Here is a 12,135-nt window from a genome sequence, read left to right as displayed (position 1 = left end):
CACCGCGGCCGCCGGTGTTCCCCTCGACGAGGAGGACATCCGCGCCCGCCCGCAGCAGGCCATGGCCGCCCAGCCGTCCCGGCCGACCCGATCCCCACGGCGCCCGCCACCCACAACGAGTCCCACACCCGGGCCCTGGAAGCCGATCCCAGCACGCCCGGAGTCCACCGGTGACCTGGGTGCTGAGCGCCTCGAGCTCCCTGCTGCTGCGCACAGTCGCCCCGCTCATCCGGCGTGCCTTGCCCCACCTCGCCATGGCGGCCATGGCCACGCTCGTGTGCGGCACCGCCCTCGCCGCCGGACACGGACGAACCGCGGTTCCCAGGGTGGCCCACCGAGCCGTCGCCACCCGCTATGAGAAGCGCGCCTACATCCACCTCGACACCGTCACCCTCGCAGCCCTCACCACCTCGCTCCGAACATGATCCAAGAAGCAGTGCCAGGGGGAGCCTGGGCAAGCCCTTCCGACACAGGGCTTGCCCGGACTGTCGGCCAGGGGCACTGCCGTCCCGGCCGCAAGAGGTCGGCGTGGTTCGCGGGCGACTGCGGCTCACTCGCACGAGGGAGTGGAATCTGCGGGCACCGCCCGGCCGGACGCTCTCGCGTTGGGCCAAAGCCCCGCCGGACAGCAACGGCCATCCGGCCAAAGGACACATGGGTGAACCACCACCACCGGCTCGTCCAGCAGCTCGGCCCCGCAGTTCGGGCGGTCCGGATGTGGGCCGGACCGTGGGCCGGGCCGGGGGAGGTTCGGCAGGGGGCCTCGCCTGCTTCAATACGGGATACAGCCAAGCACGGTCACGTCCTACGACGGAGCCCCCCGGCTGGTGTTGTCCGTCGGTGCCGGGACGGGCGGGTGCTGTGCTCGCCCGTTCCGGCACCGGTCCCGCGCCGTCGGTCAGGGGAGCAGGCGCAGCCGTGCGGTCGCTGACCAGTCGGCTTGCAGGGTGATCGCCGGGTCGATGTAGTTGCCCCAGTCGAGGTCCGGGTAGTTGATCTGCGCGCTGACGATCAGATCGACGCCCGGGGCGCTCGCGTACGGGTCGGACTCCACGGTCTCGAACGCGTCGATGACCACGTACCTGTCGGTGGCCGAGGCGTTCTTGTTGCCGGTGACCTTGACGGTTACGGTGTGCTCGCCGTCGGGCAGACCGGTGCGTTCGAACACCGTCTGCTGGTACTGCTTGGCGGGGGCGTACAGGTCCACCTGGGTGGGGGCTGCGCCGTCGACCGAAATCTCGGCGACCCCGTGGGTGCTGTTCTTGGGCGCGATGACGCGGATGCCGGTGCCCTGGAATGTGGTGGTGGCGGTGTCGCCGGTCTGGTTGCTGTAGGACTCGGTGCCATTGAGGTCGCCGGTGCTCCAGATCTGGCCGGTCGCGTGTGTCCATGCCCCGTTGTAGGTGATCAGGTTGGACGTGTTGTCGATGAAGGGATTGATCACCTGGAAAGCGTCGATGAGGGCGTAGGCGGCCGTAGCGCTGGCATTCTTGGTGCCGGTGCATTCGACCTTGATTGTGTGCTGGCCGTGGGCCAGCGGTGCGCTGAGAAAGACCCGTTGGGGAGCTGTCTTCGAGGTGCCGTAGAGGTCGGCGGTACCTGCGGGGGTGCCGTCGACGTAGACCTTGATGATGCCCAGGTTGCTGTTCTTGACGCTGTAGAGGCCGATGCCGGTTCCGGTGAACGTCAGCTCCGCCGTTGCCCCGGCCGTGTTCGTGTACGACTCCGTTCCGAGGATGTCGCTCGCGGTGGTGCTCTGGTTGGCGGCGTGCGTCCACGGGCCGGTGTGGACGACGGCCGGGTCGGCGTTGTCGATCAGTCGGCCGGCGAGTTCCAGGCGATTCGAGGGTGCCAGGCGGACGGCGCCCGTGCCGTCCGCTTCGACCTGGATGCCCGGTCCCGTCGCTCCTGCGGTGGCCTTGGCGAGGCGGATGTTGGCCTTGGCGCTGCGGAAGTCGTTGGTCCAGTGGGCGGCGCCGTCCTTGCCGAACAGGTAGTAGCTGTGCGTGTCCTGGGCCCAGGGCCAGGTCGGCTGGGTTTGGTAGGCGTCGGTGCCGGTTGCCCGGGTGCGGGTGGCGGCGCCGGACGGGCGGCCGATGTGGTCGTCGGGGTAGACGGTCCACTGGGCGTCCCGCTGCCAGGTGAGGGTGTCGGTCCGGGCGGCGAGGGTGAAGAGCACCCCGACGTCACTGAAGGAGCCGGAGGGGGGATTGGCGATGCTGTAGGTGGTGGTGAGCAGGCCGCGGCCGTCGACGGAGATGTTGATGGTGGTGTTGATCGTGCCGAAGCTGCCGGTGAGGGTGACGACCGCCTGGCCGCCGGTGGTGGTGACCGTGGCCGACGTGCCGGTCCATGGGCCGGGAGTTGTGCGGTTGAGCACCAGGTCCGGGCCTCCGGTGAGGACCCGCGCGCCACCCGCCGCCCTGGCCTCGACCAGGCGCGCGGTGGTCTTGTCGAAGACCACGGTGAAGGGTGCGTCGACGCCGGTGACCACGATCCGCGTCGCGGTCTCCTGGACGGTGGGGGTGGTGCCGCCGGGTGCGGTGAACTGCGGCAGTCCGCCGCGGGTGTTGAGCCACAGGCGGTACTCGTCGACGACCGTCGTCCCGCGCCGGATCGTCAGGTGGAGGGTGTCTCCCGCTGTCCAGGGGCCGGCCGGGATGGTGAGGGTGCCGTTCTGCCGCGGGGGCACGGCGACCCCGGTCAGCGTGCCGGACCGCGGGCCGATCTCCCAGGCGATGGTGAGTTCCTCGAGGTCGGTGTGGTCGTACCAGTTCTTGACCGGCACCGGGATGGCTTTTCCCGGGGTCAGGTCGGTGAGTACGCCGTCGGCGATCCGCACGGGCGAGAACGCCTTCTTCGTCAGCCAGAACTCCGGCTTGGGCCGGCGCCACAGGTCGATGATCCCCCACTCGCCGTAGCCGACTGGGCCTTGGGGCAGGTTGAACACCTCGTCGATGGCCGCCCAGATAGCGCCCCCGACCACGCCGCTCGTGGTGCGGAACTTGTCGGCCAACTTGTCGATGCTGTGGCCCCAGAATCCCCGCACGCCAGGGTCCGCCTGCAGGGTGGCGGTATTATAACACGGCACGTGGGCGAACTCGCCGTACTGGATGGGCTGGCTCGCATTGCCGTTCGCGTTGCCGAGCCTGGGGTAGTGCCCGGAGTAGACGTCGGTTTGGTTGCCGCCGTTGCGCTGGGAATAGTCTTCGAACACCGTCGGGCGAGAGGGGTCGTTCTCGTGCGCGTAGGTGTTCTCCTGAGCGAAGTTGGTCCCCATGCCGCTCTCGTTGCCGACAGACCACTCGATCACGCAGGCGTGGCTGCGGTCGCGCTCGATCATCTCGGCGAACTGCGTCAGGTACTGGCCGGTGTAGGCGGGGTCGTCCACCGTCCCGTTCTGGAAGCAGACCGGCGCCTCTTCCTCGACGTAGAGGCCGAGGCGGTCGGCCAGTTCGAGCAGGGCCGGGGTCGGGGGGTAGTGCGAGGTGCGGACGAAGTTGCAGTTCGCCTCCTTGTACAGGCGAAGCGCTTGTTCCTCCATCTCCGGGTTCGTCGAACGTCCCTGCGTGGCCGTGATGTCGTGGTGGCAGACGCCGAGCAGGTGCACGGGCTTGCCGTTGACCAGTAGCTGGTTGCCCTGCCTCTTGACCTGGCGAAAGCCGACAGCTCTCGACACCGTCTGCGTGACGCCGTCCACCGTGTACGTGGCCTTCAGGGTGTACAGGTGGGGATGCTCCGCGTCCCACTTACGGGGCGCGTTGACCGGGATGGCCACCGCCTGTTGGGGCGCCGCCCCGGTCAGGGTGAGGCTGGCGGGGGTGATGGGGACGGGCCGGCCGTCCGGGTCGGTGAGGGCCAGGTCGACGGTGGCGGTCTTTCCCGCCGCCAGTGCGGCGGCGGCGGTCACCGTCAGGGTTGCGTTCGTGTAGGAGTCATCGAACGTCGTGTCGGTGTGCAGCCGGGTGAGGTGGGAGGCCGGCAGTGCCACGAGGGTCACGTCGCGCAGGATCCCGCCGATGACGTGCTTGGCGTAGGCGGACTGGCCCGCGATGCTGGTCGGCCGGTCGGTGACGCCGACTGCCACGGTGGCCTGCTGGCCCGGGGCGACGAGTGAGGTGATGTCGGCATACCAGGTGGTGAAACCGCCGTCGTGGGTGGCCACCGGGGTGCCGTTGACCCAAAGGCGGGCGTAGCTGTATACGCCGTCGAAACGCAGCATGATCGTGCGCCCGGCGTAGTCGGCCGGCACGGCCACTTTCACGGAGTACGCGCACTCCTGGTCAGAAGGCACGGTCTGGCCCTGCATCGCGGGTTCGCCCGGGACGCTGACCGCCGTCCAGGAGGAGGTGTCGGTGGCGGTGGCCCAGAAGGACGCGGGCGGGGTGGTGGTGTAGCGCCAGCCTGAGGTGAGGGGGATGCACGGGGCGGCCACGCCCGTGACGGTGTCGGGCAGCGGGGGGATGACGGGGGGTGCGGTGGCGGCCGCGGCCGGTGCGGCGGTGAAGAAGTCGCCGGCGCCGGCGACGGCGACGAGCATCCCGGTGGCGACCATGCTCTTCAGGATGCCGCGGCGGGAGACGCCCATCGGGGCCGTTTCAGCGGCGGGGGCGGAGGCGTGAGGGTCAGGAGACGACACTGTCTTCCCTTCTTAGCAACTAGGCTGCTAGGTAGATTTAGCGGGCACCTGAGGAAGTTGGCAATACCTGGGACGCGGGAATTCGTCACCGTCGGGGCATTGCGGCAGAACCGCCCGGACGCGGGGGCGCCGCCCGGGTGGCACCGGCCTCGCGGGGCGGTGTCCGCGCGGCCGGGCGCGGTAGTGAGTCGGACCTGCGCTGCTCGTGGGGCACGGCAGTGACCGAGGACTTTCGGCCGAGGGGGGCGGTTCAGGCGAAGCGGGCGGAGACGCCGCCGTCGACGGCCCAGTCGGCGCCGGTGACGAAGGCGGCGGCCTCGGAGAGGAGGAAGGTGACGACGGTGGCGACGTCGCGGGGTGTGCCGAGGCGTCCGAGGATGTGCTTGTCGGTGGCGGCTTGGCGGACCTGGGGTGGTTGCCGGTCGAAGTACTCGGTGAGCAGGTCGGTTTCGATGTAGCCGGGGCTGACCGCGTTCACTCTGATGCCGCTCGGTCCGACTTCGAGGGCGAGGGAGCGGGTGAGGCCGACGAGTCCGGCTTTGGCGGCTGCGTAGGGGAACATGCCGGGACAGGTCAGAGTGGCGTGCATGGAGGCGATGTTGACGATGGAGCCGTGCCCCGAGGTCACCATGTCGGGCAGGACTGCGCGGGCCATCAGCCAGGCGCTCTTGAGGTCGACGCCGAACACCTCGTCCCACTGCTCGGTTGTCATGGTGACAGGGTCGGCGTAGGCGTTGCGTCCGGCGTTGTTGACCAGTCCTGTAGCTGGGCCGATTTCCTCGCGCAGTGCGGTGACCGCGTCGGCGATCTGGTCCTCGCGAGTGATGTCGCAGACGGCCCAGGCGGCTGCCGGCCCGATGCGGTGGGCGGTGTGGCGCAGGCGGTCGGCGTCGATGTCGAGCAGTCCCACGCGGGCGCCCGCGTCGGCCGCCATGCGGGCGATGGCCGCGCCGATGCCGCGCGCGGCACCGGTGACGAGGACGGCGCGGCCGGTGAGGTCGATCATGCTCTGCTCCGGTTTCGGACGGGCCGCAGGAGTTCGTCGAACTCCGCGAGGAACCGGTCGACGCCGGCGCTCTCCTGCGGGTCCAGGCTGCGGGCGGGGTGGCGGCAGTGGGGATCGTCGATGAGGCCGCGGCGGACGGAGATGAGTTTCTCCACCGTGATGATCAGTTCGACCTCCTGCATCCAGTAGGCCAGGTAGGGAACGAGCTTGGCATGCAGGGCGAGCGCGCCGTCCTGGTCGCCGTCGTGCCACAGGCGCCAGATGCGCTGGTAGATCTCGGTGAAGGAGCAGCCGGGCTGGACCCCGGCGGTGCCGCGTCGCAGGGCGTCGGCCAGCTGCAGTCCCGCGTAGCCGACGAAGGAGCGCAGGGCGGGTGTACCGGCGGCGAGGTCCTCGGCCAGACGGCCGGGCAGCGCCGTCTCGATCTTCACCGCGGCCAGGTTGGGGTGCTCGGCAGCGATGTGGCGAAGGGACTGTGCGGTGAAGGCCGATCCGGTCTGGGCGGGTGCGTACTGGAGGATCACGGGGGTGGGGGCGACGGCGGTCAGGACGGCGGTGACGTGCCGGTGCACCTCGGCGGGGGACGGGTCGAGGAAGTGGGGTGGGAGCAGGTTGATCGCGTCCGCGCCGGCGTCGACGGCGGCGGTGGCGCGGTCGACGGCGACGCGGGTGGCGTGGTCGGGGATCGAGATGACGGCGGCGGCGTCGGGCCGGGGGGTGGTGATGTCGAGAAGGCGGCGGGTGAGCAGGGCGCGTTCGTCGTCGGTGAGTTTGTGGAACTCGCTGGCGAAGCCGGGGAACATGACGGCGGTGACGCCGGTGGCGAGCACGTGGGTTACGAGGCGCTCGAAGCCTTCGGCGTCGAGGCTGCCATCCGTCGTGAACGGCACTTCGAGGACCGGTATGACGCCGCGGAGCAGGTCGGCTGTCATCAGAAGGGTGCCTTCGCGGGGCGGTCGCCGGATCCGCCGACCAGGAAGTCGAGGTCGGCGCCTTGGTCGGCCTGGAGGACGTGGTCGACGTAGAGGCGGGTCCAGCCGCGCTCGCCCGCCCGGGCGGGCGGGGTCCACTCGGCCCGGCGGGCGGCAAGTTCCTCGTCGCCGACGTCCAGTCGCAGGGTGCGGTTCGGGGTGTCGAGTTCGACGATGTCACCGGTGCGGACGAGGGCGAGGGGCCCGCCGGCCGCGGCCTCCGGTGCCACGTGCAGGACGACGGTGCCATAGGCAGTGCCGCTCATCCGGGCGTCGGAGATGCGGACCATGTCGCTGACGCCTTGGGCGAGCAGTTTCGCCGGGAGGGGCAGGTTGCCGAGTTCGGGCATGCCCGGGTAGCCGCGGGGGCCGAGGTTGCGGACGACGAGGACGGTGTCGGCGTCGGCCGGCAGGTCGGGGTCGTCGGCGGCCAGCAGGTAGTCCTCGATGCTGTCGAAGACCAGGGCGGGGCCGCGGTGGCGCAGAAGGTGGGGTGAGGCGGCGGACTGCTTGACGACCGCGCCGGCGGGGGCGAGGTTGCCGCGCAGGACGGCGGTGCCGCTGTTGGCGGGCCGGACCGGGTCGTCGACGGTGCGGATCACTTCGCGGTTCCAGACCTGGTGGTCTTCGAGGTTGTCGCCGAGGGTGCGGCCGGTGACGGTGAGTGCGGTGTGGTCGAGGAGTTCGCCGAGTTCGGTCATGAGGGCGGGCAGCCCCCCGGCGTAGGCGAAGTCCTCCATCAGGAAACGGCCGCTGGGCATGAGGTCGGCGAGCAGGGGGGCCGTGCGGCCGATCGCGTCGAAGTCCTCGAGGCTGATCGCGGTGCCGGCACGGCCGGCGATCGCAAGCAGGTGCAGCACGGCGTTGGTCGAGCCGCCGATGGCGGCGTTGACGACGACGGCGTTGGTGAACGCCTCCCGGGTCAGGATGCTCGAGGGCCGCAGGCCCTCGCGGGCGAGTTCGACGGCGCGGGCGCCGGACTGTTCGGCGAGCTGGGCGCGCCGAGCGTCGACCGCGGGCAGTGCGGCCGCGCCGGGCAGGGAGAGACCGAGGGCCTCGGTGACACAGCCCATGGTGGAGGCGGTGCCCATGGTCATGCAGTGGCCGGCGGAGCGGGCCAGGCAGCCCTCGAACTCATCGAATTCGTCCTGGCTGATACGCCCGGCCCGCCGCTCCTCGCTCATGCGCCAGATGTCGGTGCCGGATCCCACCGTCTTGCCGCGGAAGCGCCCGGTGAGCATCGGGCCGCCGGACAGCGCGATGGTGGGCAGGTCGACACTGACCGCTCCCATGAGCTGGGCGGGCAGGGTCTTGTCGCAGCCGCCGAGCAGGACGACCGCGTCCAGGGGGTTGGCCCGGATGGTCTCCTCCACGTCCATGCTCATCAGGTTGCGGAACAGCATGGAGGTGGGCCGCATGAGCGGTTCGCCGATGGACATGGTCGGGAATTCGAGGGCGAGTCCGCCGGCGGCGGTGATGCCGCGGCGCACGGATTCGGCCAGGACCCGCAGGTGGGCGTTGCAGGGGGTCAACTCGGACCAGCTGTTGCAGATGCCCACCACCGGCTTGTCGCGTAGCTGGTCACGGGTGAGTCCGAGTTGGCGCATGTGGTGGCGGGCGATGAATCCCGCCTTGCCGGGATCCTCCCACCAAGCCGCACTCCGCAGGGAGCTCATACCGCACCGCCCGTGGGGTTTGTGCGGGCAGGGACAACGGCGGGCTGCCGGGGCATGGTAGCCACCCTTCCTTCACGATGCGGGTCCACTTCCTGCGGGCAGAATGAAGGCCTGGGGCAGGTCGACGGGGCCGGGAACGGCTGCGGGCCCATCGCTGGTGGATTAGGCCCCGATAGTGTTACTTAGCAGCTATGCTGTCAAGCATCGATGTGGGAACCTGCCAGACAGTCGAGGAATGGAGGGGGCGCATGAACGTGCACCTCAGAGCTACCCGCACGCCGCGGGCCCCGCGCGGCGGAGACCGGAGCGGTGTGTCCGGCCCTCTCGCGGCCGTACCCGGGAGCGGTCGCGGAAGCAGGATGCCGGTGAACACCGGCTGTCTCCCCTTGAGTCACCTGTTTCGAGTACCGGCATCCGCCGGGCCCTCCGCCCCGGGGGCCGGCCGCCAGGGGCGCGCTGCCCATGCGGGGTGGGCGGCATGACGATCGAGCGCGCGACGCTGAGCGACACCGTGGCACGGGAGATCATCGAGGAGATCAGGCAGCGCCGGCTCCGGGAGGGGGACGAGATCCCTGCCGAGGGCGAGCTCTCCGAACGGCACGGTGTCAACCGCCTCGCGGTGCGTGAGGCGATCCGCACCCTGACCGCCCGGGGCGTCCTCGTCTCCAGTCAGGGCAAGCGGGCGCGGGTGGCGACTCCGTCGCCGGCCGTCTTGGCGCAGATCCTCGAATTTCGGCTCAGCCAGAAATCGATGGACCTCCAGGACCTGCTCGACACCCGCAGGGTGATCGAGTGCGAACTCGCCCGGCGCGCCGCGGCCCGGATCGCCGACGGCCACGGCTCCATCGCGGAGGCCGCACAGGCACTGGACAACATGATCGCCGCGGGAGCAAGCTCCGAGGCCTTCATCGCAGCCGACCTCGCCTTCCACAACGCCGTCTCCGACCTTGCCGCGTCCGAGGTCTTCTCGTACCTACTCGCCGCCATGAACGGCGCCCTGCTCGACGCGCGCCGCGCGAGCTACCGCGGCCGCGAACGACGGGGCGAGGGCCAGGACTCCACGATCGGTGCACACCGGGACATCCTGGACGCCATTGCCGCAGGCGACCCCGAGCGCGCGGCCCGGGCCATGACCGATCACCTCAAGGAAACCGGTCACGACCTCGGCCTCTGACCCCGGCGTTCCCCCGTCTCGGCCGCTCCCGGACTCAGGTGACAGCCGGCCATATCCCGGCCGTCGCACGGAGGCCCCTGATGAGGCGGGCCCTCGCGCGATGTGGAGGCGTGGTCGCCACAGACCGAGTGGGCGGGGGTGCCGGCCCCACGGTCCGAGCGGTCACGATGGCTGGCTCCCGAGGGGTTTCGGCAAAGAACCGCCGAAACACTTGGCAACTAGGCTGCTAGGTAGCTATAACTGCAGGGTTCAACGGAGCGCACGGCCGCGATTCACGGGGACTGGCTCCCCCGGACGCCGGAACCAGTGGCCGTCCCACCAGCCGGGAGAACCAGTGAGACTGACCGACCTGCCGTACCGCACGCTCGCCATCGTCCGCGGGAGCGACCGCGACGCCGCTCTACGCACCGTGGTGACTCTCGCCGAGGAGGGGATCACGGCCGTCGAGGTGTCCCTGACCACGGCGGACGCGTTGTGGGTGATCGAACGGGCCCGCCGTGAGCTCGGGCCCGACGCGCTGCTCGGCGCCGGGACCGTCCTGAGCGCCGACAGTGCCGTCCGGGCCGCCGACGCGGGCGCCGCGTTCCTCGTCACCCCCGGCCTGGTTGCACGCCTGCCCGAACTGCCGCTGCTGATGGGCGCCCTGACGCCCGGTGAGGTCATGGCGGCCACCGGGCACGGCGCCCTCGCCGTCAAGCTCTTCCCCGCCATGTTCGGTGGCCCCGCCTATCTGGCCGCGCTACGCGCCCCGTTCCCGGACGTGCCGTTCGTGCCCGTCGGCGGGATCGACGCCACCGCCGCCCTCGCCTACCTCACTGCCGGAGCCGTTGCCGTCGGAGCCGGGACGCCCCTGATCGGCGACGCCGCCGACGGCGGCGACCAGGCCGCGCTGCGCGCCCGCGTCGCCCACTGGCGCGCCGCCCTCACCCCGGCGGTGGCCCGATGACCACGTCCCCTGCCACACCTGTCCCCGAGGTCGTCACCGTCGGCGAGGCGATGGCCGCGCTGCGGGCCACCGGACCGATCAGACTCGCCCCGCCCATGGAACTCTCGATCGCCGGGGCCGAGTCCAACGTCGCCATCTGCCTCGCCCGCCTCGGCCACCGCACCGCCTGGATCGGCCGGGTCGGCGCCGACCCGTTCGGCGCCTTGATCCTGCGCACCCTGCGCGCCGAAGGCGTCGACACCACCCACACCCGCACCGACACCCAGGGCCGGCCCACCGGCCTGCTCGTACGCGAAGACGCCATCGGCGACCTCGCCGCCGTCCACTACTACCGCGACCGCTCCGCCGGATCCGCCCTCCACCCCGACGACGTCCTGCCCGCCCTCCACCCCGGCACCCGCATACTCCACCTCACCGGCATCACCCCCGCGCTCAGCCCCACCGCCGCCCGCACCGCCCTCGCCGCCGCCGCGCACGCCCGCCACCTCGGTACCACCGTCTGCCTCGACGTCAACCACCGCGCCCGCCTGTGGACCCACCAGCAGGCCCGGCAGGTCCTGCTGCCTCTGGCCCGCCATGCCGACCTCCTCATCGCCTCCGCCGACGAACTCCACCTCGTCACCGACGACCCCGCCCACGACGAGGACCATGCCATCGCCGGGCTCCTCGCCCAGGGCACGCGGGAAGTGGTCATCACCCGCGGCGGCGACGGCGCCACCCTCACCACCGCCGACGGCACCCACCACACCCCGGCCCGCCGCGTGCCCGTCGTGGACGTCATCGGCGCCGGCGACGCCTTCGTCGCCGGCTACCTCTCCGGGGTCCTCGACAATCTCACCACCGAGCAGCGCCTCCACCGCGCGACCGCCACCGCCGCGTTCGCCGTCGCCACCCGCGGCGACTGGGAAGGCCTGCCCACCCGCACCGACCTCGCCCTCCTCGACACCCCCGCCGGCACCACCCTGCGCTGACCCCGAGGACCCCGATGCACGACCTCAGCCCCCGCATCACCGTCCGGGCCCTGCCGCTGTCGCCCCCGGCGGCGGCGGGCCCGGACACTGGATCGCCGCCGCCGCACCGGCATCGCCCTCCTCGCACCCGACGGCACCACCGACTGGCTCGCACGCCCCGAAGGCCACGCGCGTGTCCCCACCCGCATGAACGACGACGCCTGCGACCCTCACGGCCGGTCCTGGGCCGGCAGCATGCCCTACGACGGCACCACCCCGGGCGCCGGCAACCTCTACCGCACCGACCACGACGGCACCGTCCACCCCGTCCTGGAGGGCCTCACCATCGTCAACGGCCCCGCCTTGACTCCCGACGGCCGCACCCTCTACCTCGCCGACAGTGCCACTCGCGTCATCCACCGCTGCCCCCTGGACCCCGCCATCGCGTACCTGCCGCGATAACCGCAGGGCACCGCCGGGTTCCGAGTTCCCAGCGCGAACGGGCGCGCCCGCACGCCCACCCTCCGGTTGGATCGGGGGCGTGCGGGCGTAAGCGCGCGGGGCCTTCGAGCTGCCCGGTCGGTGGTTCCTGGAGTCCTCCGCACCGGGGTTGCGGAGGCAGCAGGTCAAGTAACATCCACCGAGCCGAAGGCGCGCGGCCGCTCACCGTGCTGCCCACGCGGTCGAACGGGCGCCCACCGCCATCGACTCCCACGGGATCGTCCCGCCAAGGCCCCGGTCCAGAATCCGCGGACGAACCCTGCTCGTGCATG

At 71.3% G+C, this 12,135-nt stretch carries 9 protein-coding genes; 5 read left to right on the top strand and 4 right to left on the bottom strand.

What is annotated here, in order from left to right; translation table 11 throughout:
- Positions 1-170: 170 nt before the first annotated feature.
- Positions 171-425 carry a hypothetical protein gene (locus OG386_RS05680; RefSeq protein WP_328787061.1) on the top strand — a complete coding sequence of 85 codons (255 nt, stop codon included), beginning with the start codon at positions 171-173 and terminating at the stop codon, positions 423-425.
- Positions 426-898: 473 nt separating this feature from the next.
- Here the strand turns inward: OG386_RS05680 and OG386_RS05675 are convergent, their stop codons facing one another.
- From OG386_RS05675 to OG386_RS05660, 4 genes are all read right to left on the bottom strand, one after another.
- Complete coding sequence (locus tag OG386_RS05675) at positions 899-4,639, bottom strand: glycoside hydrolase family 2 TIM barrel-domain containing protein (RefSeq protein ID WP_328787060.1); 3,741 nt, start codon at positions 4,637-4,639, stop codon at positions 899-901.
- A 250-nt stretch (positions 4,640-4,889) separates the two neighbouring features.
- On the bottom strand, positions 4,890-5,645 hold the full coding sequence (locus tag OG386_RS05670) for an SDR family NAD(P)-dependent oxidoreductase (protein ID WP_328787059.1): 756 nt from the start codon (positions 5,643-5,645) through the stop codon (positions 4,890-4,892).
- Positions 5,642-6,577, bottom strand: a complete 936-nt coding sequence (locus OG386_RS05665; RefSeq protein ID WP_328787058.1) for a dihydrodipicolinate synthase family protein — start codon at positions 6,575-6,577, stop codon at positions 5,642-5,644. The genes OG386_RS05670 and OG386_RS05665 overlap by 4 nt, the downstream gene beginning before the upstream one ends.
- Positions 6,577-8,292 carry an IlvD/Edd family dehydratase gene (locus tag OG386_RS05660; RefSeq protein WP_328787057.1) on the bottom strand — a complete coding sequence of 572 codons (1,716 nt, stop codon included), beginning with the start codon at positions 8,290-8,292 and terminating at the stop codon, positions 6,577-6,579. Before OG386_RS05660 ends, OG386_RS05665 begins: the two co-directional genes overlap by 1 nt.
- Positions 8,293-8,770: 478 nt before the next feature.
- On the opposite strand from OG386_RS05660, the gene OG386_RS05655 reads away from it, so the two are divergent.
- From OG386_RS05655 to OG386_RS05640, 4 genes are all read left to right on the top strand, one after another.
- Positions 8,771-9,466, top strand: coding sequence for a FadR/GntR family transcriptional regulator (locus tag OG386_RS05655; RefSeq protein ID WP_328787056.1), 696 nt, complete (start codon positions 8,771-8,773; stop codon positions 9,464-9,466).
- A 334-nt stretch (positions 9,467-9,800) separates the two neighbouring features.
- Complete coding sequence (locus tag OG386_RS05650) at positions 9,801-10,412, top strand: bifunctional 4-hydroxy-2-oxoglutarate aldolase/2-dehydro-3-deoxy-phosphogluconate aldolase (RefSeq protein ID WP_328787055.1); 612 nt, start codon at positions 9,801-9,803, stop codon at positions 10,410-10,412.
- Positions 10,409-11,383, top strand: coding sequence for a sugar kinase (locus tag OG386_RS05645; protein WP_328787054.1), 975 nt, complete (start codon positions 10,409-10,411; stop codon positions 11,381-11,383). The genes OG386_RS05650 and OG386_RS05645 overlap by 4 nt, the downstream gene beginning before the upstream one ends.
- 87 nt (positions 11,384-11,470) lie before the next feature.
- Positions 11,471-11,824, top strand: coding sequence for an SMP-30/gluconolactonase/LRE family protein (locus OG386_RS05640; RefSeq protein WP_328793170.1), 354 nt, complete (start codon positions 11,471-11,473; stop codon positions 11,822-11,824).
- Positions 11,825-12,135 lie beyond the last annotated feature (311 nt).

This window comes from Streptomyces sp. NBC_00273, from assembly GCF_036178145.1.
Classification (GTDB): Bacteria; Actinomycetota; Actinomycetes; order Streptomycetales; family Streptomycetaceae; genus Streptomyces.
Note: the sequence above shows the minus strand (reverse complement) of the source record. Positions and strands in the feature narration are given on the sequence as shown.